The sequence below is a fragment of the Amphibacillus sp. Q70 genome, assembly GCF_052055485.1.
Lineage (GTDB): Bacteria > Bacillota > Bacilli > Bacillales > Amphibacillaceae > Amphibacillus.
The window spans coordinates 541,279-563,765 of the sequence record NZ_CP197171.1; the positions used below are offsets into that span (position 1 = coordinate 541,279).

Consider the following 22,487-nt stretch of genomic DNA (forward strand, 5'->3'; position numbering starts at 1 on the left):
TATTAAATGAACTGATTAAAAAAACTCTAGTTCCCTTACACTAAAACACAAATACACTCCCTCTGTCAAAAACAACAATTAATGTTTAATCATACCAATTGAATCAAGCGGCCAAATCCGAAAGACAACCTCACCAATAACAGAGTCCTCAGTAATGACACCAAAATCACGGCTGTCATAACTGTATCTACGATTATCACCCATCACAAAATAAGTGTCCTCTGGTACTTCCTCATAGCCATGCCACTCTTCTAAATCAAAGTGATCCACAAGTATTTCATGTTCACCTAATTCAGGCAAATAAAATTCATCATAGACTACACCATTAATGTACAATATATCATTATCAATTTCAATGCGATCCCCCGGCATACCAATGACTCGTTTCACATAATTATCATTACCATTTGGAGCAATAAATGCAATTTCATCAAATCGATCAATAGAACTTAATTTGCTAATAATAATCCGATCACCATCATGTAAATTGGGCTGCATGGAGTCCCCTTTAACAACAGACGGAGTGATCGCAAATTCCCTCACAACAAAAACAATAATTAAAGCAATCACCGCTGCTTTGAGCCACGAAATTAATTCCTTAAGCATCTATGACATCCTCTTTTTCTATTGTTATTGTTTCTATTATATGCCTTTTTCGAGCTAAAAGCTATCATCGTTTTATTTTGATTCAATGAAAATATTTCCACTCATCGCTTCTTTGAGACACAGAATAAAAAACTCTTATTTTTACAATGTGAATGCTTTGTTACTTTCCTTAGCGCGGTTACTCATCCCATCGAAGAGCGTTTGGGACTGCGGTTACTCATCCCATCGAAGAGCGTTTGGGACTGGGGCTCAGAATAAGTAAGACACTTATTCTTGCGATGCAAATACTTCGTAGCTTTCCTTTGTGTGATTACTCGCCCCACCGAAGACATTTGCGGTTACTCGTCCCATCGAAGAGCGTTTGGGACTGCGGTTACTCGTCCCATCGAAGAGCGTTTGCTTTGCGATGTTTTTATATTTTTAATGGGCAAAATAAAAAGCGTAATGTCTTTAATCATCACGCTTCGTTCTTAATAGCTGTTACGAAAGTTTGAACAAACTGTTGAATTTTTTCTGCGTCTTCAGGCTTTGGCGCTAGCTCTATCTTAAGTAATGGATCAATCACGTGAGCACCAACTGACTCAAATTGTTTAGCCATCGTTTCAATCGCTGCCCCATAGTGTGGATAGTAAGAGTCACAGGAACCAAATAAGCCAACGACCTTACCCGTCAAATCTTCATCAACTAAATCATCGTAAAAATCTTCAACTTCAAAGGGCAAATCAGCATCACCCCAGGTGTATGTTCCAAATAAAACAGCGTCATAATTTTTTAAATCAAGTGCCATAATATCATCAAATTCGATATGAAATGTTTTAACGTTTAGGGATAATTCCGCTACTTTCTCTCCAACAATTTTAGCAATTTCCTCTGTGTTACCAGTCATACTTGCAAAAATTAATGCAACTTCCACAATGATCACTCCTCGATCTTATATTAATTGATAATGATTATCACTGTCAAGGTTGCATTCTTATATTGACCAAAAAATACGATGAAGCTTTTGCTTCATCGCATTTACTTTAACATCTATTAAACAGCTTTTACTTTTAAATCGACATCAATGTTATTTCTAGTCGCTTTTGAATACGGGCAAAATCCATGCGCTAATTCGACTAATTCTTCTGCTTCTCCTTGTGACACACCCTTAATCTCAACCCGTAAAACAACGCCTATCTTAAAACCATTATCTTCACTATCCTCTAATAAACTTACCTCAGCAGTAAGAGTCGAATCAATCTCCTTCTTTTGCTTCGATGCCATTAAGTTTAAAGCACCATCAAAACAAGCAGCATATCCAGCCGCAAACAGTTGTTCAGGATTTGAGCCTTTATCAGCACTATTGCTCCCCGGATCAACTAAGTTTAAATCAATTAAACCATCATCTGATTTGACATGTCCTTCTCGACCACCTGTTGCTGTAGCTTTGGAAGTAAATAATACTTTACTCACTTCTTATCCTCTCCTTATTGATTATTGTCAACTTTATTTTAGTATTCCTTTTTCCGAGTAAAGCTAAACATTTAATCAATATGAATGACATAATATCGAGAATGCAGAGAAAAAACTGAAAGATATAATCCTTTATTCATATCCATAAAAGTGATTAAAGGGGTTATATATTAGCACTAATAAAATAAGCTTCTCGGGTCGCATCCATTACATTTCGTGGATTACTTGCATCGCCAATCACAAATGTATCAGGGACTATACCATAAAAAGATTCATTAATGCTTGGATCGGATTTCATACCTGTTGACATTATCACTGTATCAGCAGGTAGAAAGTTCGCTTCGCCATCTTGCACATAGACTAACCCATCTTCCTTAATTTCTTGACAGAATGCATTCAATTTCCAGCTTAAATGCGTTTCTTTCTCTAACGTTTGACGTAAACCAATTCTATATAGCATATTCCCATTACTAGCTAATTTATCTGTCCCTTCTAAAATGGTCGCATGTTTACCATTACGTGTGAGTTCAATTGCTAATTCACACCCTGTAGATCCACCACCAATAATAACAATTTGATCATCAAGTTGATCGATATGACCATATACATCTAAGGCCTGAATAACATGGGGTTGATCAGCACCTTTAATAGGTGGAATAGATGGCTTTGCACCAATCGCAACAATGACAGCATCAGGTTTTAATTCTTTAATAAACGTTGGTGTTGCCTCTATTTTGGTATAAACAGTTATTGATGATTTTTCTACTTGAGTAATTAAATAGTTCATATAATTATAAAGATCAATTTTCAGTTCCTCATACTCAGAATAGCGTAAAGCCCCACCAAGGTCTTCTTCTCGTTCAATAATAACCGCTTCATGACCTCTTTCTTCTGCTACTAAAGCGGCCTTCATACCAGCTGGTCCACCACCAATAATAACTACCTTTTTAGTTTTATTCGCTTTAGGAATCTCTAATGGAACAAGATCTGGTCTCGTATATCTTGGATTTACTGAACACCCTACATTTTTCCTGTCTGTGGATATATGATAGCAAAATTGACAGCGTAAACAAGGGACAATATCTTCATCTCTACCTTCTTTAGCTTTAAGCGGCCAAAAAGGATCTGCAATTAGAGGTCTGCCCATTGCAATAAAATCTGCTTTCCCTTCTGCTATTATAGCCTCTGCTTCTTCAGGTAACATAATAGCTCCTACAACAGTAACCGGAATATCAACATGGCGTTTAACTTCGGCTGCCCAATCCACATTTGGCATATGTTCCTTAAATATCGTTGGTGCCATATGAACATTACCTTCATGATTCAGATCGAGGCCTGCTGAAATATGAACCATATCCAGCTTATCCTCTACTAATTTAATAAATTCTAGTACATCACTAAACTCAATTGAACCATCAACAACCTCAGAGGCACTAATTCGCATATCGATAATAAAATCACTACCGACTTGCTCACGTACGCGATCGATAATTTGTTTAGGGAACTTTGCTCTATTCTCAAAACTCCCACCATATTCATCTGTTCTTTTGTTAAATAGAGGTGATAGAAATTGGGCAGGTAACCAGCCGTGTCCGAAATGCAGCATAACCATATCAAAACCCATTTCTTTTGCATTTTGAGCCGTGATTGCCCAATCATTTGCGACTTCTTCCATCATCTCTTCGTCCATTGCTTTAACCTCAATACCATCTTCCCTGACAAAATTGACGGGGCCAATTGCATAATCATCCACTCGTGCATATTGTCCCGAGTGGATTAATTCTAACGATGCCTTTGCACCAGCCTGCTTTGCAATAACGACACGCTTTTTTGTTGACTCCCTTTCATATTTATCAAATATATAAGGCTCATCCGGATGTGAATAGCTTGCTCTTTTTCTACTTACATGGGCACTACCAGTGATAATCACTCCAGAACCGCCTTTAGCTTTATCTTCATAAGGTCCAGCTGGTGTAGCAATTATTCGATTATTAAACATTGTATTTTTTATTTTTATCGATTTAAATAGATTCGGAAACTTCATCCCTATGCCCCCTGTGTTCTACTCTATAATCAAATTAACTTTTTTATTTTTTACCTAATTTAAATTCGAGACGTTTATCTAAAAATACGGTTACCACGAAACCGACCGCTATTGATACAAAAACACTAACTAAATAGAAGGGAAAGACTTCACTAGCTGCCGCAAATGCTGGTAATCCAATGATTCCTGTAAAAGCGAAAGCTTCAACATATACTTGAAATAACCCGCCTACTAAGCCACCTGCTGCTCCGCCTAATATTAATGCTAAAAAGTAACGCTTGTTTTTCATACATATACCATATAAGCCTGGCTCAGTTATGCCAGAAACTAAGTTAACAAAGGCTGCTGAACCTGCTACTTCTTTTAGTTTTTTGTCATGATGAAAGATTAATATAGCAAGCGTTACACCTAATAGTGCATAATTTCCAAGTCCACCTGCTGCCAATGAATATTCAAAACCTTGTTCAGCCAATATTTGCAGTTGCATCGGTAACACAATCCAATGCAAACCAAACATAATAACAAATATGAATAATGCTCCAAATACCACACTAAAGATAACGACATTTCCATCAAGAAAAAATTGATATACCCAGGCGATAGCGTTTGCAAAGAGGCTCCCGATTGGTCCAAATACAATTAAACTTAATGGAACCATGATAATAACAGAAATAAATGGGACTAACATAAAGTGCAGTGCTTTAGGTAAGAATTTTTTTAAATATTTTTCAAGATAACTAAATGCCCACATCGCAATGATAATTGGAATGACTGAATTAGCAAACTCCATCGCTGTATAGGGAATCCCCATAAAACTTAACTGCTCCCCTGCCACTAATAGGTTACTAAGATCAGGGTGCATTAATGATGCTCCAATAACAACACCAACATAAGGATTAGCACCAAAACGTTTAGCTGCTGTAAAAGCTAATAAGATAGGAAAAAAATACAATAATGCACTTCCCATTGCATTTAATGTTAAATAGGTTGGACTTTCAGGTGATAGCCAACCCATATTAGATGCAATAGCAATTAAACCCAAGATGATACCCGAAGTAGCCAATACCGGAATATAAGGTGTGAAAATAGCTGAAATGGTTGCTAAAAAGCGATCAATTATTGGCTTTTTTTCATATTCGTCTTTATTATTTTGAGTTGTAGAGCCCGTTAAAGTTCCGTCCAAATCTTGAATAGCCTGATAAACATGTGGTACCTCTGTCCCTATGATTAATTGATAATTTCCATTGTTGCTAACTAACCCTAAAATACCCTCATTGTTTTCTAAGGCAACCTTATCTAATTTGTTGCTATCGTTCAAAGTAAATCGTAACCGAGTTGCACAGTGTGTTATACTTAACAGGTTATCTTTTCCACCTACTGCTATTAAAATATCATCTGCTAATTTCTTGGGATTCATTTTAATAACCTCCATTCCATCTCATAACATACATGACTATGTATGCTCTCTCTTTTGTGTTGAATAATAGTTTCATACGTTTTTTCATCCATGCATCAAAAAAATCTTTCTTTTACAACGTTAAATAACGATAAGCTTATCTAAACCCATCATATGTTTTCCTTATTTGATTATCAATCATTAATTTATTGATATATGTACAGATAACCAACACTTTTTATAATATTGTTTAAAAATTCAATATTTAATTTGAATTAATCTAATGAAACTCTTACAATTAACATTAGGTACTAAGAATAATCTAATGGAAACGCTTAATTGAATCTACTTATTTATCAGAAAAATTGATTTGCAATAATTTGAGGGAGGAGCTTGAAGATGAAGGTTAGCCATACACAGGATCGTAGAGTAAGAAGAACGAAGCGACAATTGAAAAAGGCATTTATAGACTTACTTTATGAAAAAGATATTGATAGCATTTCTGTTACTGATATAGTTGAAAAAGCTGACTATAACCGTAGTACCTTCTATTTTCATTACAAGTATAAAGAAGAATTAATTAAAGAACTAAATGACAGCCTTCTAAACGGGCTGATCAATTCATTTTTCACCTCTCGAGAAATAAATTTTGCGAACTTAAAGTCCACAGATATTGGTGTTTTTGATTATATTTTAAAGAAAAAAGAATACTTTGTCTTATGGAAAACCCCTGAGTCACTGCCTAATATTAGAGAAGAATTTATAGAAAAGCTCTCTCATGTTTATAAAAATAAATTAATTCACACAAACATATTGCATAAATCAACAAATCTAGAATTATTCACTATTTATAATACTTATGGACTTCTAGGATTAATATTAGAATGGATTAAAAATGATTTTAAAGAATCTCCGAAAACTTTAACTGATCAATTTATAGCACTTTTGAAGAATAGCAGTCGGATTAAATAATAAGATAATAATCAAGTAATCTACCTAGATCAGGATGAACATAAAAAATCCCTCACTCTTCATATTTGAAGATGAGGGATAATGAAATTTATATAGTAGCTTAATAGCTTTTATTTAAATTAATTCAAAGCAACCGTCTTTTCACGATTAAGAATGGCTTCTGCATTTTTTACTCGTTCTGCTGTTGGGGGTTCTACACCTTCAAGAGGGTAATCTAAACCTAAGTTCTCCCATTTATAAACACCGAGTTTATGATAAGGTAGTACATCAATTCTTTCAACATTTGATAGTGTTGCAATAAAATCAGATAGACGTTGTAATAATTGATCATCATCACTGCCACCTGGTACAAGAACGTGGCGAACCCAAATTGGTACTTGCTTTTCATCTAAATAACGAGCCATATCTAAGATGTGACTATTTGACACACCTGTTAGTTCTTTATGCTTACCATCGTCAATTTGTTTCAAATCAAATAAAATGAGATCGGTAACTTCCATTAGTTTATCTAAAGTTTCCATAAAGCGTGGAGAACGGCTGAAACACCCACCAGATGAGTCAATACAAGTATGCACTCCTATTTTTTTTAGTTCAGTAAATAGCTCAAGCAAAAAATCCGCTTGTAGAAGCGGCTCTCCACCACTAACTGTGACCCCACCATTTGATGATTCAAAATAGGGCTGATATTCTTTAATATCTTCAACAATTTCCGCTACGGTCATTTCTTTTCCATCTGTCATTTTCCACGTATCAGGGTTATGACAAAATTGGCAGCGTAACAAACAGCCTTGCGTGAAGATAATATAGCGTAGACCTGGGCCATCTACAGTTCCTAATGTCTCGATTGAATGAATGCGTCCTTTCATGTTGTTCCCCTCCATCTGATTATAAAAAAATAAGAAGTTCAAGAAGATAATCACTTTTTATTTTTAAGGAGTCGCCTTCCCTTTGCTCCATTACCTGTTACCATTTCTAATCTGATAAATGTAGGAGAAGACGAATCTTCTCCTACACCTTTAAATCTTATAAACTTTCGTGGAATGTACGATTAATAACATCAATTTGTTGTTCTCTTGTCAACTTAACAAAGTTAACAGCATAACCAGATACGCGAATGGTCAATTGAGGATATTCCTCAGGATGTTCCATTGCATCTAATAGTGTTTCACGATCAAAGACATTGACATTTAAGTGGTGACCTTTTTTCTTAGCGTAACCATCTAACATTCCTGCTAGGTTTGCTCTTTGCCCATCAATATCTTTACCAAGAGCTTTTGGTACGATAGAGAATGTGTTTGAGATACCATCTAATGCATATTCATAAGGCATTTTAGCAACAGAATTTAGTGATGCTAATGAACCATTTTGATCACGACCGTGAAGTGGGTTAGCACCTGGTGCAAATGGTGCACCTGCTTTACGTCCATCAGGTGTATTACCTGTCTTCTTACCGTATACAACATTTGAAGTAATTGTAAGAATAGATTGTGTATGAGTAGAACCACGGTAAGTTTTGTGTTGTTTTACTTTATTCATAAAGTTTTTCACTAAGTCAGCCGCAATTGAATCGACACGGTCATCATTGTTACCATATTTAGGATAGTCACCTTCGATTTCATAATCAATCGCAAGACCATCTTCATCACGGATGGTACGAACTTTCGCATGTTTGATAGCACTTAATGAATCAGCTACAACAGAAAGCCCTGCAATACCACATGCCATTGTTCGGAATACTTCACGATCATGGAGTGCCATTTCAAGTCTTTCATAGCTATACTTATCATGCATGTAGTGAATAATGTTTAGTGCATTAACATAAACACCTGCTAACCAATCAAGCATGGTATCATATTTCTTCACGACTTCATCATAGTCTAAATACTCTGAAGTAATCGGTGCATAATTAGGTGCAACTTGTGCTTTTGATTTCTCATCAACACCACCATTAATTGAATAAAGCAATGCTTTGGCTAAGTTAACACGAGCTCCAAAGAACTGCATTTGTTTACCAATGCGCATAGCTGATACACAACATGCGATACCATAATCATCACCGTAGTGTTCACGCATAATATCATCATTTTCATATTGGATTGAGCTTGTTTTTATTGACATTGCTGCACAATATTTTTTATAGTTATCTGGTAATTGTGTTGACCATAGAACCGTTAAGTTTGGCTCTGGCGCTGGACCTAAGTTATCTAAAGTGTGCAAGAAACGATATGAACTTTTCGTTACTAATGGGCGACCGTCTTCAGCCATACCTGCTAATGATTCAGTTACCCATGTTGGGTCACCACTAAAGAGTTCATTATATTCAGGTGTTCTAGCAAATTTAACAAGACGCAATTTCATAACGAAATGGTCAACTAATTCTTGTGCTTCTTCTTCTGTCATCACACCATTTTCGATATCACGTTCAATATAAATATCTAAGAATGTTGATGTACGACCAAGACTCATCGCTGCACCATTTTGTTCTTTAATAGCTGCTAAATAGCCAAGATACAACCATTGAAATGCTTCTTGAGCATTTGTTGCTGGTTTAGAAATATCGAAACCATAAATGTCACCTAATTGTTTAAGTTCTTGAAGTGCACGAATTTGCTCCATGTGTTCTTCTCGATCACGAATGACATCATCAGACATCACACCATTATTGCCGATTAAATCAAGATCAGCTTTTTTAGCTTCGATTAATTTATCTGTTCCGTAAAGAGCCACTCGGCGGTAGTCGCCAATAATACGACCGCGTCCATAAGCATCAGGTAAACCAGTTACAACACCAGCGCGACGTGCTGCACGAATTTCAGGTGTATAAGCATCGAACACACCTTGGTTATGTGTTTTACGATATTCAGTAAAAATCTTTTCAACTTCTTCATCTAATTTGTAACCATATGATTCAGCTGAAATGGAAGCCATGCGAATTCCACCAAAAGGCTGTAAAGAACGTTTAAACGGAACGTCCGTTTGAACACCGACAATTTTTTCTTTATCTTTGTTCAAATAACCTGCGTCATGTGAAGTGATTGTTGATACAATCTTTGTATCTAGATCATAAACACCACCACGCTCACGCTCCTCTTTCGTTAACTCCATCACTTGATCCCATAATTCCTTTGTTGAATCAGTTGGACCTGCTAAGAAATCTTCATTTCCTTCATATAAAGTATAGTTTTTTAAAATAAAATCACGGACATCAACTTCTTTTTGCCAATTACCATCACGGAAATCGTTCCATGGATTATTTTTTGTCACATCATCTGCTACTTTCATTTCCGCTACCTCCTAAAATATAATTAATCAATTATTATCTTAATTTAAGTATATACTACTCACATTGAGAATCCAAGTGAAAAACAGCACATTTCTAAACTGTTATAGTAAATGTTCATATTTTGTTCAAATTTAAGTTTTTTATAATGATCCATTACTATAGAATATGAATTTAGCAATTAAACATTGATTTAATCATGTTTTAATCATTTTTAAAATTTGATACACAGCATTCCTTATTATGGAACAGATATGCTGTATTATACTGTTACATATTAATAATACATTTAAATTATAACAGTTAAGCGCATTCATCAATAGAATCTTATTGCTTTATTTTTAATTTGAAAATTAATCTGTCATTTATGCCTTATTAAAAAACTTAAGGTCAACAATAAATAGGAAATTTTTAATCATTTGGTACTTCTCTTTACTATTATCTACTATTTAAATCTAAATAAACCGATCAAATGACGCATTCTAACAGCTTTATTACCATTTGTGACTTATTTCACAAAGATGTCACAATTAACTTAAATTGTAAGCGCGTACAGATGATATGATGAAAATATCAAAGAAACAAGGGGGAATAAAATGATCTTAACAAAGTGAAAAAACTTTGGTACCGATTCAGAATATTGCACACAAACTTTTTTAAAAAGTAACTAGATGACAATTTTGAGCATTGTATTTAGACGAGGGTGGAGATATGCCAAATTCTATTTGGACAAATCGATATGTGGTCATTGGAAAAAGCAGCAAGCAGATGGGAAATGATATTTCATTTTTAAAGTTCCCCCGTAATCTGTCAAAGATTCAAAAATTTTTTTAATACTTAAAGTTCAACACTTCACAAATCATCAGGAGGGATAATTATGGTAGCCGTAGTAGAAAAGAAAAAGAATAAACCTGAAATGTCTGTACAAGAAAGTATTGATATCCTTGCACACAATGCGAAACAAGCATTGAAGGAAATGAAGAAGTTAAATCAAGAACAAATAGATAAAATTGTAAAAGAAATGGCGTTGGCCGGTTTAGATAAACATATGTATTTAGCTAAATTTGCTGTTGAAGAAACAGGTCGTGGGATTTACGAAGATAAAATTATTAAAAATATTTTTGCCACTGAATATGTTTATCACAATATTAAGTATGATAAAACAGTTGGTGTTATCAACGAGAATCCACATGAAGGAATGGTTGAAATTGCAGAACCAATTGGTGTTGTCGCTGGCGTAACTCCTGTTACCAATCCAACATCAACAACAATGTTTAAAATACTCATCTCAATTAAAACAGGTAATCCAATTATTTTTGCTTTCCATCCATCCGCACAAAAATCAAGTGTGGAAGCGGCAAGATACCTTTATCGTGCAGCAATAGAAAATGGTGCACCTGAGCATTGTATTCAATGGATTGAAAAGCCATCTATTGAAGCTACACAAATATTAATGAAGCATGAAGATATCGCAACGATCTTAGCTACAGGCGGACCAGGAATGGTTAAATCTGCTTATAGTTCAGGAAAACCAGCTCTTGGAGTGGGTGCAGGTAATGTTCCTTGTTATATTGAAAAATCAGTAGATATTAAGCGAGCAGTCAATGACTTAATTTTGTCAAAAACATTTGATAATGGAATGATCTGTGCATCAGAACAAGCGATGATTGTTGATAAAGAAATCTATCATGAAGTTAAGCAATTGATGATTGATAACAACTGTTATTTCCTATCAGAAGCCGAAAAAGAAAAAGTCGGAAAAGTTGTTATTAATGAAGAAACAGGCTCTGTCAATCCTAAAATTGTTGGTATGAAACCGTCATTTATAGCTGACTTAGCTGGGGTTAAAGTGCCTGAAGACACTAAAATTCTTATCGGTGAATTAACTGGCGTAGGGGCTGATCACCCACTTTCTCGTGAAAAACTTAGTCCAGTATTAGCTGCTTATAAAGTAAATAGTACCGAAGAAGGCTTAACACGAGCAGAAGAAATGCTTGAGTTCGGTGGCTTAGGGCACTCTGCCGTTATTCATTCTAACGATCAAGATGTAATTGATCAATTTGGTTCACGTATGAAAGCTGGCCGTATTATCGTTAATGCTCCTTCATCACAAGGTGCAATTGGTGATATCTATAATGCTTATATGCCTTCACTTACATTAGGATGCGGTTCATATGGTGGTAACTCTGTCTCAACTAACGTTGGTGCTGTTCACCTTATTAATGTCAAAAATATGGCAAAAAGGAATAACAATATGCAATGGTTTAAAGTACCACCAAAGGTTTATTTTGAAAGAAATTCAGTTCAATATTTAGCTAAGATGCCAAATATATCAAAAGCTTTTATTGTGACTGATGAAATGATGGTTAAACTAGGCTATGTGGATAAAGTACTCTATCATTTACGTAAACGACCTGATTATGTTCACTGTGAAATATTCTCAGACGTTGAGCCTGATCCATCTAAAGAAACAGTTATGCGAGGCGCAGAAGCTATGGCTGCCTTTAACCCTGATGTAGTTATTGCCATTGGTGGAGGGTCTCCTATGGATGCTGCAAAAGGAATGTGGTTATTCCACGAACATCCAGAAACTGACTTTAATGGCTTAAAACAAAAATTCCTAGATATCCGAAAACGTGTCTATAAATATCCTAAATTAGGTCATAAAGCGCAATTCGTTGCGATTCCAACAACTTCTGGTACGGGCTCTGAGGTTACTTCTTTCTCAGTTATTACTGATAAACAACTCAATGTTAAATATCCTTTAGCTGATTATGAGTTAACGCCAGATGTAGCGATTATTGACCCTCAGTTTGTCATGACTGTGCCAAAAACAGTGACTGCTGATACAGGAATGGATGTTTTAACACATGCTATCGAGGCCTATGTTTCTAACATGGCAAACGATTATACAGATGGCTTGGCGATCAGAGCGATTCAATTGATCTTTAAATATCTACCAATCGCCTATAAAGACGGCAGTAATGAATTGGCACGTGAAAAAGTTCATAATGCGTCAACCATTGCTGGTATGGCCTTTGCTAATGCATTTTTAGGCATTAATCATAGTCTAGCGCATAAGCTAGGTGGGGAATTTGAAATTGCACATGGACGCGCCAATGCAATCTTACTCCCTCATGTTATTCGTTATAATGCTAAAAAGCCAACTAAATTTGTTTCATTCCCTAAATATGAACACTTTATCGCTGATGAACGCTATGCGGAAATCGCCAAAGCATTAGAATTACCAGCTAAAACAACTGCTGAAGGTGTCGAAAGCCTAGTCAATGCTATTTACAAACTGGCCAAACAATTAGACATTCCAATGAGCATAGCAGAAAATGGTGTCGATAAACAAGCATTTGAAACGAAAGTTGATTATTTAGCTGACCGGGCCTTTGAAGATCAATGTACAACGGCAAATCCTAAGTTACCGCTTGTAACTGAGCTTGCTGAAGTTTTACGCAATGCTTACAAAGGCTAACACTTGCTCCCCCTTTTTAAATATTTATATACCAAAAACCCTTCATCTATTAATAGGTGAAGGGTTTTTTACTGGTTGGTTAATCATCTTAATTATCGAAATGATTTTAAAAAACTTTCAAGGTATTCCATACAAAGCTAATCCCCCTGAATATAGGATTTCATCATTTCAACATTGCAGTTTTGCCATTCATTTGTTTGATTGGATATCATCCCTGACCTATATGAAACAAAACAAACAGTAAGATTTCATCCTCTCATGTCACTTCATCTCTTCTAAAAAATTTTATTGGCTAACCCTCCTATAAAACGAAACTTCAATCGGCGGGAAGTTCACCGAGGGTTTAAAGTACATATTACGAATTTTATTAATTGAATAAATAAACTTTTAAAAATAATCTATTGTCCATAACAATAATTGTAAAATATAAAAGCTTTAAAGAACGACACCCTTTGGAATTACAATTGCTCAAGTATTTGTCGTTTAAACAATTCAAAATTATCTACATTTGAAATGTCATTTATGACTTGTGAATTACTAAATAATTGAATGATCTCTTCATAGAAAATATGAAAAAAATGGCTATCATGACTATTAATAGCTACTAAAAAAACCACCTTTACTTTTGATGACTCATTCCATTGGAGTCCTTCAGGTGATAATGCCACAGCTACTGCTGTTTCCGGAGAATCCATCATGACATGATGTGGAATAGCAACTTCTCCAAATGCAGTTGATGATAATTCCTCTCTGTGAAGTACTCCTTCATAGAAATTAACGTTTACCAATCCTTCTTTATGCATTTTATTCGTCATTTTTTTCAATAAAACATTGCGATCTTGATCTTTTTCGCCTGAAAAAAAGAGTGCTTCATAAAAAAACCGATCCATCTTTTCTAATATATATTCTTTTTTACGCTTTTTTTCTAATTCTTCTATTTGTTTTAAAATTTTATTTTTTTGTTCTATTCCATAAAAGGGTTCTAATCTAATTATTGTAGAATCCAAAAAATTAAACATGTCTAGTTCAATCATCGTTAAAATTAATTCGGGTAATTTTGAACGCTGTATTAACTCTTGTTGATCTGTTATAACGGCGCTTACATTAAGATGCCGGTCAAAATCCAGTAATATTTCATCCTGAATCCTATTCCCCATATCTATATAATCAGGTATCACTAATACTGTCTCTATTTTTTCTTGTTTGTCCTTTTGCTTCTCTATCACATTACCTAAGTGTAGGGCAATAAAAGCTACTTCATCTTCTGGTAATTGGCAATTTTTCATTTTACTTATTATATTTGAAATAAAAATAGCCATATCAAATAATAGAGGTGATGATGATTTAATACTTTCCTTTAAAGGATTGCGAATAAAACTATTATATTTTATTCGTTCATAAAGCGTTTTAATATGTATCGCAAAAGGAGCAATGAACTCTTCTGTGTTTAGATCAAAATAATAAGATCTGAAAACTTCTTTGGCTATAATATTAACATCTCTTTGAAGTTCATCATCAATAATGTCTTGTAGCATTTTTTGATTTTCTGACAGTAAAACATTCGTATTTGATTTAATCAATACGAATATCTTATTTAATTCTGATGAACTTAATTCTATAGCAAAATTCTCTCTAAAATATGAAATTATAAATTCAATCATTGATGAATCCTTTTCACTATAATAAATAGGTTCTGCCTTTTCTTCAATTTGCCTTCCTTTTTTATTTCTAATTATAATAATCCCTAAATGAAGCAATAAGTTCTTAAAAGCAAAATCATTAATTCTAAAATCCTCTTGTTTGGAGAGTTCCTTTAGCAACCGTACTAATAGACCAACAGTTACTTTTCCGAAATAATCTTCTAAATAAACTAAAGATATTGCTTCAGAAGAGAATTTCCCATAAAGAAAATGACTCATTAATCTTCTTTTATTTCTTTCATTCCCTTTTAAATAAAGCTCACCTTTCTCTGATTGTAAAGTTAAATGATATTTTTTAAGATATTTGTTTGCAGCGCTGATAGTATTCGTGAGTGTTGTATAACTTATATATATTCTTTCGGTCAAGTCAAACATATTTAGAGATGGAACATTTTTTAACAACTCTTCTAGAATATAATACATACGTTCTGCTTCTGTTTGAGGTAATTGTTTTTCTTGTTGGCTACTCTTCGTTAGCAGCTGTTGGGCAACTTCTTTTTCATTTAAAAAATATCCTTTACCTGTTGCCGTGATTAACTCAACTCCTGAAAGGACATTTAATTCACGAACATAATTTCGAATACTTCTTGAAGAAACAGCTAATTCATTTGCAAGAATACTTGCTGTTAATGGTTGTTTAGCTGTATATAGAATGCGGATTAAATTCATTAATATTTCTCGCATACAATCCCCTCCATATAATGTACCACTCATTAATTAATAATAAAATTGAAGAGAAAAACATTCAACTCGCTATTTTCCTATCTAATAGGAAAATATTATTACACACCGTTAGGCATCCGCTTTTACCTTAATAGAAGGAAATTATTGAAGAGAATCTCTACTTTTTTTGTACCATAATTAATTTGTAGCCAAATATTGCACATGGGAGGTATATATCATGAAAAGAAAAAGTATTTTACTAGTTTGTGGTGCGGGAATGTCAAGTGGTTTGTTAGCAACAAACACTCGTAAAGCAGCCAAAAAGCGTAAATTAGATTACTCTATTCAGGCGCGAAGTGAAAGTGAAGTGGTTAGTCATTTATCAAGTATCGATTGCTTATTACTGGGTCCACACTATGCTACACATGAAAGTGATTTCAAGAAACAATCTGAGCCCTATAATATTCCTGTGGCTGTTATTCCACAAGAGATCTATGGAATGCTTGATGGGGAAAGACTATTAGATTATGCAATATCAATTATGGAAGGATGAGCTTAAATGAAAAGGTTTATGAAATGGCTTAGTAACTCATTTGCTCCGGCAATGAAAAAAATTGTTGGACGACCATGGATTTCTGCTGTATCCACATCTATGCAAAAGATTATTCCATTCATATTAGCTGGGTCAATTATTTTTCTTTATGGTGTCGTACGTGATTTTGTATCCGTTTTGCCTGATATTGGGATAATTGCTGACTTTACCTTTGGAATGATTGGGTTAATTATAGCTTTTATGCTCGCCCATCAAGTTATGATAAATCTACATCATGATAAATCGACAATAAATGCGGGTCTGGTTTCTATTGCTATCTTTTTGATAAATATAAATCCTACCATTGACGAAGGGATATTTACTGTTGAATTTGGACGTTTAGGTCCTACTGGTATTTTAGTTGGTATTTTGTCTGCCTTACTCACTGCAGCTATTTTCAATCTATATGGAAAGCTGAACCTATTTGAAGATTCTGAAATTCCCGATTTTGTAACTGAATGGATTAATACAATTATCCCTATATTAGTTACTGTAGGCTTAGCTGTTGTTATAGCATTTAAATTGAATATAGACATTTTTGATATTACCGAAATTGTTTTTTCTCCACTACAAAGTTTTGCTCAAACTTTACCTGGTTTTATCTTAGTATGTTTAATTCCAGCGATGTTTTATTCTATTGGAATTTCATCCTGGTTCTTTGGTTCAATAACAACACCTATTTTTCTAGCTGGAATAGCAGGAAATATTGCTTTAGTTGAACAAGGTTTAGCACCAACAAATATTGTAACCTCAGAAACCGTGTTTACAGCTGCTTTAATTACAATGGGAGGAATGGGAGCAACCTTAGGGCTAAATTTCCTAATGTTATTCTCAAAATCTAAAAAACTAAAAGTACTAGGAAAAATCTGCATCATTCCTTCATTTTTCAATATTAATGAACCAGTAGTTTTTTCGACACCAGTTGTAATGAATCCATTACTTATGCTTCCTATGTGGATCAATGCAATTATTGGTCCAATAGTCATTTGGCTCTCTATGTCCAGTGGTTTTTTAAATATTCCAGCGCGAATGATCCAAATTGGACAAATTCCGGCACCTTTTTCAAGTGTTATGATAACTGAAGATATGCGTGCAATAATTGTCTATATTATTTTGTTTTTCATTTACTTAGCAGTTTGGTATCCCTTTTTTAAAGTTTACGAAAAACAAGTACTTACAGAAGAAAAACAAGCAGGTGTTGACGATATGCCTTTGTCAAATCCTGTAACAGAATAATGTGAAAATGGAGAAATATTTATGACTAAAAAAAATGAACATATTGAGAAAAATCCATTAATAGAAGTTTCAATGAATATTATTATTCATGCAGGGAACGCTCGTTCTAAAGCAGAGAGTGCTCTTGATGCTGCTGAAAGAATGAATTTTGAGACAGCGGATACCTTACTAAAAGAAGCAAAAGAAGATTTGGTCAAAGCCCATAATTCGCAAACAAAAATCATTCAAGATGAAACCAGAGGAATCTCATATCCTCATAACTTACTTTTTACTCATGCTCAAGACACCCTTATGACAATTAAAAGTGAAGTGAATTTAACTAAACGATTATTGAATATGTATAAGTTACTCTTAACTCAAAGTGATAATGAAAAAAACTAAGGAGGATTTCAATATGACAAAAACAAATCGTTTTCCAGAGAATTTCAAATTTGGTGGAGCAGTAGCTGCCTGTCAAATTGAAGGAGCTTATGATATTGATGGAAGGAAACCATCTACATCAGACATTCATGTTTATGATACAAACATAAAAAGAAATAATATTAAAAAAGAGGGTGGTGGTACATTAGATGAAATAAAAACCGCTCTTAAGGACACTGAAAATTATTATCCTAAACGTCATGGTATTGACTTTTATCATACGTATAAAGAAGATTTAAAAATGTTAGCAGAACTTGGACTCGAAACCTTCCGAACAAGTATATCTTGGTCACGGATTTTCCCTAACGGAGATGAAGAGACACCAAACGAAGCAGGATTAGCATTTTATGATAAACTAATTGATGAAATTCTAGCTAATGATATGGAACCAGTCATTACAATGGCACATTATGATCTTCCTATTCATCTAGTAACTGAATATGGTGGCTTTTCTAATCGTAAAACTATTGATTTCTTTACTAGATATAGTCGAGTGTTGCTAGAACGTTACGGTCATAAAGTCAATAAGTGGATTGTTTTTAATCAAGTCAATTTAGTACCAACCGTTCAATTTGGATCACTTGGAATTTACGATAATCAAGCTGAAAACATGGAAGAATTAATGTACCAAGCAGTTCATAACCAATTCATTGCAGCAGCCAAGACAAAAGAGATTGCTACTGAATTAGGCCTTTCAACAAATATTGGAACAATGATTGCTGATTGTACTTACTATCCAGCAACTTGTAAACCAGAAGATGTTGTATGGACAATGAAAAAGAATCGCATGCAGTACTTTTATACAGATGTACAATTACGTGGGTCTTATCCACAATACGCTTTGAAGTATTTTGAAGATAAGCATTTTACTATTAAAATGGAACAAGGAGATGAAGAACTCCTAAAAAACAATACGATGGATTTTCTAGGAATCAGTTATTATTCTTCAAAAGTTGTAGAATTCGAAAAACACACAATGTTAGGCGACTCTGCTGGGCAAAACCCTTATCTAAAACCAACTCCTTGGGATTGGAGAGTAGATCCATTAGGATTTTATAATAGTATTTCCCAATACTGGGACAGATATGAGGTGCCCATCATGATTGCTGAAAATGGCTTTGGGGCTATTGATAAATTAGAAGATGAAACTGTACATGACAACTATCGTATCAATTATTATAGAGATCATTTAAAAGCATTAAAAGAATGTATAGATGAAGGAGTAGAGATTATATCCTTCTTAGCATGGGGACCAATTGACATTGTAAGTTCCTCATCAGCAGAAATGAGTAAACGATACGGTTTTATTTATGTAGATATTGATGATTTAGGGAACGGCTCTAAGAAACGATTGAAGAAAGATAGTTTTGATTGGTATCAGAATGTTATTAAAACACATGGCGAGAGCCTGTACAGCAATAATAAAGCTGTTTCTCCTATATTTGACGCTTAGTGTATTATGTACTTATAAAACGAAACTTCAATCAGTGGGAGTTTTACGGACGGTTAGCTGTGATAAATCATATTGTAAATTAATCTAACAATATTTATCTCTTACAGGTATTCTTATATTAGCTAGGAAACACGTAAAGAGTAGATATACAAACATATTGAATCATTTCGTAAGCTGCAAAAGCAAATTTTAGAAGAGCATTAAAAAACCCTTAGTTTTGTCCAAATTTTAAAAGTAGATCTGAAAAAAGGGGCTTTTAAATTTTTTCTAAGATGAATTTAAAGGCCCTTTTATAATAAAACCCTCTCCTTGTATCCAAACAACTATTTCCGCCATATTTGTGGTCGATTATTTGTCCACGTTAAATGAATATCAATTCCAAAAAAATCAGTCAAGTTCTCTTCTGTTATAAGATTTCTCGATTCACCAGAACGATAAACTTTTCCTTCCTTCAACATCAAAACTTTATCAAACAGCGGTAATATTTCATCAACATGATGAGTAACATAAAGAATTGTCGGTGCATTAGGCATTGATTCAATTCGCTCTACCGCATCAAGCAGTTGTTCTTTTGCCAAAAAGTCTAACCCGTTTGTCGGTTCATCTAATATGAGTAGCTTGGGCTGACCCATTAGGGCTCTTGCGATCATCACTCGTTGTTTTTCGCCTTGTGATAAAGTATAGTAAGGGCGATTGGCATAATGAAAACAGCCAAGCTCCTTTAAAAGTTCTTGTGCACGTGCCCTCATTTCATCAGTCGGCGTTTCATATAAACCGATCGAAGCAAAACCACCGCTTAAAACAATTTGATAGGCACTGTCTGAATCATAAAAACGTGCCTGAATCGTTTGCGAAACTAGACCGATATCCTGACGCAATTCTTCTCCTAAAGGATCTTTACCAAAGCGGCGACCCAATACTTCAATTGACCCTTTAGCAGGAAAGTGATAAGCACTCAGCATATGTAATAAAGCTGTTTTCCCAGCTCCATTTAAACCCAGTAAGACCCAGTGCTCTCCTTCTTCTACCTGCCAATTTATTTGGTCTAAAATCCATTTTCCCTTGCGAATTAAACCAATATCCTTTAAATCAATGATCATCTTATCCCCTCCAAGTTTCTATTCCTATTATCACTCAAATTTCAGAAAAATTCGAGTATTTTGCTATCTTAAATAAAATTCTCAGCATTTTTTTAGCAATCAAGAGGATCTCACATTATTTCAGTGATATTTTAACTATACGAGTTACTGAATTAAATCAGCTAGTTTTATCCTAATATACTCTTCTTTATCCACTTTTATCTCATTTGAGCTTATTTCCAATTCGTCATATGATTATAAACATACTATTTTAATATCTTTGTTTAGAAAGGGGTCGATCAACATCGATAAGGACATTCGCTTTTCCCGTCCAGATCAGGCGGACGGTGAGAGGATGTGGCGACTTGTTAATCAAACAACTCTTGACAACAATTCAGTCTATCAATACATCATGATGACACATTATTTCGTCGATACGTGTGTCGTAGCTAAGCTTGATCAAGAACTCGTTGGCTTTATTACAGGCTTTATTTCACCCCAAAAACCGGATACTGTTTTTGTCTGGCAAATTGGGGTTGATCCGCAGCATAGCGGGAAAGGGATCGGATCACGTTTATTAGAACAACTTTTCGATCAAGTTAGAGCAAAAGGAATTAAGTATATAGAGGCTACGATTACACCTCACAATAAGGCATCTCAAGCCTTGTTTGAAAGTTTCGCCAATCAACATGAAACAAGTTGCGATGTGCAATCCTTTTTTTCCAAAGACTTATTTCCAGATCATGGTCAGTATGAAAAAGAATTAAAGTTCATAGTTGGGCCATTAAATGAAATTAAAAAGCAAAAAGCATAGGAGGATTTATAATTGTCTGAAGATATGAAAATATTCGAAAATTTAGAGTCCGAAGTGAGGAGTTATGTTAGAAACTTTCCAACCATTTTTACTAAAACCAAAGGATATAAAATGTGGGATAAGGAAGGAAATGAATATATTGATTTTTTCTCAGGGGCAGGTGCCTTAAATTATGGTCATAATAACGAGAAAATGAAGCTTGCTTTAGTCGATTATATAATGAATGATGGAATCACTCATTCACTGGATATGGCTTCTACAGCTAAAGCCAAGTTTCTAACGACATTTAATGAAGTGATTCTTGAACCAAGAAACATGGACTATAAGATGATGTTCCCTGGACCTACCGGAACAAATACAGTTGAAAGTGCCTTGAAATTAGCTCGTAAAGTCACTGGACGTACCGATATCATTAGCTTTACCAATGGATTTCACGGTATGACCATCGGCTCACTTTCTATTACTGGAAACGCGATGAAACGTAAAGGGGCTGGCATCCCGCTTCAAAATGTGGTCACTATGCCTTTTGACAATTACATTGATGAACAAAGTTCGGTGGATTATATCGAACGTTTCTTAGAGGATAACGGGAGTGGCGTCGAAATTCCAGCAGCAATGATTTTTGAAACGGTTCAAGGAGAAGGTGGTATTAATGCGGCTAGCTTTGAATGGATGAAAAAAATTGAAGCATTATGCAAACGTTGGGGCATCCTCCTCATTGTTGATGAAGTTCAGGCTGGAGTTGGACGTACAGGGACATTTTTTAGCTTCGAACCAGCTGGTATCAAACCTGATATCATTTGCTTATCCAAATCATTAAGCGGCTATGGTTTGCCTTTTGCTGTGACTTTAATTCAGCCAGATATCGATAAGTTCGCACCAGGTGAACACAATGGAACATTCCGTGGTAATAATCATGCCTTGGTGACAGCCACCGTTGCGCTTGATTATTGGAAGGATGACCAACTCGAACAAAATATTAAAGCAAAATCAGCTAAAACACATGCTTTCCTTCATGATCTAATCGAGAAATATCCAGAGCTTCAAGGCGAGGTACGTGGTCGTGGCTTAATGGTTGGAGTAGCTTGTGGTATTGAAGGGTTAGCAAGTAAAATTGCTGCTCAAACCTTTGAATATGGACTAATCATGGAAACCGCTGGTCCAAATGATGAAGTGTTTAAACTATTCCCTGCACTAACCATTGATAATGAAGGTTTAGAAACGGGACTAGCCATTATAGAAAAAAGTGTCGAGCATGTACTAGCGCAAGAAACACAATTAGTATAGGGGGATTTT

The 22,487-nt window shown here is 34.7% G+C and carries 17 protein-coding genes; 8 read left to right on the top strand and 9 right to left on the bottom strand.

The window, feature by feature from the left end:
- Positions 1-78: 78 nt before the first annotated feature.
- The 5 genes from lepB to ACS127_RS02430 all read right to left on the bottom strand — a co-directional run bounded on the left by lepB (position 79) and on the right by ACS127_RS02430 (position 5,519).
- A complete protein-coding gene (gene lepB / locus ACS127_RS02410; RefSeq protein ID WP_440896877.1) occupies positions 79-606 on the bottom strand; it encodes a signal peptidase I in 528 nt (175 codons plus the stop codon).
- A gap of 457 nt (positions 607-1,063) precedes the next feature.
- Positions 1,064-1,519 carry a flavodoxin gene (locus tag ACS127_RS02415; protein ID WP_440896878.1) on the bottom strand — a complete coding sequence of 152 codons (456 nt, stop codon included), beginning with the start codon at positions 1,517-1,519 and terminating at the stop codon, positions 1,064-1,066.
- 119 nt (positions 1,520-1,638) lie between these two features.
- Positions 1,639-2,058, bottom strand: coding sequence for an organic hydroperoxide resistance protein (locus tag ACS127_RS02420; protein WP_440896879.1), 420 nt, complete (start codon positions 2,056-2,058; stop codon positions 1,639-1,641).
- Positions 2,059-2,221: 163 nt separating this feature from the next.
- Complete coding sequence (locus ACS127_RS02425; RefSeq protein WP_440896880.1) at positions 2,222-4,102, bottom strand: oxidoreductase; 1,881 nt, start codon at positions 4,100-4,102, stop codon at positions 2,222-2,224.
- 43 nt (positions 4,103-4,145) lie between these two features.
- Positions 4,146-5,519, bottom strand: a complete 1,374-nt coding sequence (locus ACS127_RS02430) for a PTS transporter subunit EIIC (protein WP_440896881.1) — start codon at positions 5,517-5,519, stop codon at positions 4,146-4,148.
- A 378-nt stretch (positions 5,520-5,897) separates the two neighbouring features.
- On the opposite strand from ACS127_RS02430, the gene ACS127_RS02435 reads away from it, so the two are divergent.
- On the top strand, positions 5,898-6,470 hold the full coding sequence (locus ACS127_RS02435; RefSeq protein ID WP_440896882.1) for a TetR/AcrR family transcriptional regulator: 573 nt from the start codon (positions 5,898-5,900) through the stop codon (positions 6,468-6,470).
- A 119-nt stretch (positions 6,471-6,589) separates the two neighbouring features.
- Here ACS127_RS02435 and pflA read toward each other — a convergent pair whose 3' ends face one another.
- Together pflA and pflB are read right to left on the bottom strand one after the other, a co-directional pair.
- Complete coding sequence (pflA, locus tag ACS127_RS02440; protein ID WP_440896883.1) at positions 6,590-7,336, bottom strand: pyruvate formate-lyase-activating protein; 747 nt, start codon at positions 7,334-7,336, stop codon at positions 6,590-6,592.
- 157 nt (positions 7,337-7,493) lie between these two features.
- Entirely contained in the window at positions 7,494-9,752 is a 2,259-nt protein-coding gene (gene pflB / locus ACS127_RS02445) for a formate C-acetyltransferase (protein WP_440896884.1), read from the bottom strand.
- Between the two features lie 875 nt (positions 9,753-10,627).
- Between pflB and adhE the strand changes: the two genes are divergently transcribed.
- Positions 10,628-13,234 carry a bifunctional acetaldehyde-CoA/alcohol dehydrogenase gene (gene adhE, locus ACS127_RS02450; RefSeq protein WP_440896885.1) on the top strand — a complete coding sequence of 869 codons (2,607 nt, stop codon included), beginning with the start codon at positions 10,628-10,630 and terminating at the stop codon, positions 13,232-13,234.
- A gap of 458 nt (positions 13,235-13,692) precedes the next feature.
- Here the strand turns inward: adhE and ACS127_RS02455 are convergent, their stop codons facing one another.
- A complete protein-coding gene (locus ACS127_RS02455) occupies positions 13,693-15,618 on the bottom strand; it encodes a BglG family transcription antiterminator (RefSeq protein ID WP_440896887.1) in 1,926 nt (641 codons plus the stop codon).
- 217 nt (positions 15,619-15,835) lie between these two features.
- Between ACS127_RS02455 and ACS127_RS02460 the strand changes: the two genes are divergently transcribed.
- From ACS127_RS02460 to ACS127_RS02475, 4 genes are read left to right on the top strand one after another with little or no spacing between them, the layout of a single operon-like run.
- Positions 15,836-16,150, top strand: coding sequence for a PTS sugar transporter subunit IIB (locus ACS127_RS02460; protein ID WP_440896889.1), 315 nt, complete (start codon positions 15,836-15,838; stop codon positions 16,148-16,150).
- A gap of 6 nt (positions 16,151-16,156) precedes the next feature.
- Positions 16,157-17,425, top strand: coding sequence for a PTS sugar transporter subunit IIC (locus tag ACS127_RS02465; protein WP_440896891.1), 1,269 nt, complete (start codon positions 16,157-16,159; stop codon positions 17,423-17,425).
- A gap of 21 nt (positions 17,426-17,446) precedes the next feature.
- Positions 17,447-17,806, top strand: coding sequence for a PTS lactose/cellobiose transporter subunit IIA (locus tag ACS127_RS02470; protein ID WP_440896893.1), 360 nt, complete (start codon positions 17,447-17,449; stop codon positions 17,804-17,806).
- Positions 17,807-17,819: 13 nt separating this feature from the next.
- A complete protein-coding gene (locus ACS127_RS02475) occupies positions 17,820-19,298 on the top strand; it encodes a glycoside hydrolase family 1 protein (RefSeq protein ID WP_440896894.1) in 1,479 nt (492 codons plus the stop codon).
- 323 nt (positions 19,299-19,621) lie between these two features.
- On the opposite strand, the gene ACS127_RS02480 is transcribed toward ACS127_RS02475, so the two are convergent.
- Positions 19,622-20,398 carry an ABC transporter ATP-binding protein gene (locus tag ACS127_RS02480; RefSeq protein ID WP_440896895.1) on the bottom strand — a complete coding sequence of 259 codons (777 nt, stop codon included), beginning with the start codon at positions 20,396-20,398 and terminating at the stop codon, positions 19,622-19,624.
- 259 nt (positions 20,399-20,657) lie between these two features.
- Between ACS127_RS02480 and ectA the strand changes: the two genes are divergently transcribed.
- Both ectA and ectB read left to right on the top strand, forming a co-directional pair.
- Positions 20,658-21,191 (top strand): diaminobutyrate acetyltransferase, encoded by a 534-nt coding sequence (gene ectA / locus ACS127_RS02485; RefSeq protein WP_440896896.1) that lies wholly within the window; start codon positions 20,658-20,660, stop codon positions 21,189-21,191.
- 24 nt (positions 21,192-21,215) lie between these two features.
- The gene (gene ectB, locus ACS127_RS02490; RefSeq protein ID WP_440898059.1) at positions 21,216-22,478 is read left to right on the top strand and encodes a diaminobutyrate--2-oxoglutarate transaminase; all 1,263 of its coding nucleotides are present in this window, start codon (positions 21,216-21,218) and stop codon (positions 22,476-22,478) included.
- The last annotated feature ends 9 nt before the right edge of the window (positions 22,479-22,487 follow it).

What these genes read in the sequence shown, in the direction of transcription:
- ACS127_RS02430 (WP_440896881.1), bottom strand. Translation starts at nt 5,519, where the DNA reads ATGAATCCCAAGAAATTAGCAGATGATATTTTAATAGCAGTAGGTGGA.
- ACS127_RS02475 (WP_440896894.1), top strand. Translation starts at nt 17,820, where the DNA reads ATGACAAAAACAAATCGTTTTCCAGAGAATTTCAAATTTGGTGGAGCA.
- ACS127_RS02470 (WP_440896893.1), top strand. Translation starts at nt 17,447, where the DNA reads ATGACTAAAAAAAATGAACATATTGAGAAAAATCCATTAATAGAAGTT.
- adhE (WP_440896885.1), top strand. Translation starts at nt 10,628, where the DNA reads ATGGTAGCCGTAGTAGAAAAGAAAAAGAATAAACCTGAAATGTCTGTA.
- ectB (WP_440898059.1), top strand. Translation starts at nt 21,216, where the DNA reads ATGAAAATATTCGAAAATTTAGAGTCCGAAGTGAGGAGTTATGTTAGA.
- pflB (WP_440896884.1), bottom strand. Translation starts at nt 9,752, where the DNA reads ATGAAAGTAGCAGATGATGTGACAAAAAATAATCCATGGAACGATTTC.
- pflA (WP_440896883.1), bottom strand. Translation starts at nt 7,336, where the DNA reads ATGAAAGGACGCATTCATTCAATCGAGACATTAGGAACTGTAGATGGC.
- ACS127_RS02480 (WP_440896895.1), bottom strand. Translation starts at nt 20,398, where the DNA reads ATGATCATTGATTTAAAGGATATTGGTTTAATTCGCAAGGGAAAATGG.
- ACS127_RS02455 (WP_440896887.1), bottom strand. Translation starts at nt 15,618, where the DNA reads ATGCGAGAAATATTAATGAATTTAATCCGCATTCTATATACAGCTAAA.
- ACS127_RS02435 (WP_440896882.1), top strand. Translation starts at nt 5,898, where the DNA reads ATGAAGGTTAGCCATACACAGGATCGTAGAGTAAGAAGAACGAAGCGA.
- lepB (WP_440896877.1), bottom strand. Translation starts at nt 606, where the DNA reads ATGCTTAAGGAATTAATTTCGTGGCTCAAAGCAGCGGTGATTGCTTTA.
- ACS127_RS02465 (WP_440896891.1), top strand. Translation starts at nt 16,157, where the DNA reads ATGAAAAGGTTTATGAAATGGCTTAGTAACTCATTTGCTCCGGCAATG.
- ACS127_RS02460 (WP_440896889.1), top strand. Translation starts at nt 15,836, where the DNA reads ATGAAAAGAAAAAGTATTTTACTAGTTTGTGGTGCGGGAATGTCAAGT.
- ACS127_RS02425 (WP_440896880.1), bottom strand. Translation starts at nt 4,102, where the DNA reads ATGAAGTTTCCGAATCTATTTAAATCGATAAAAATAAAAAATACAATG.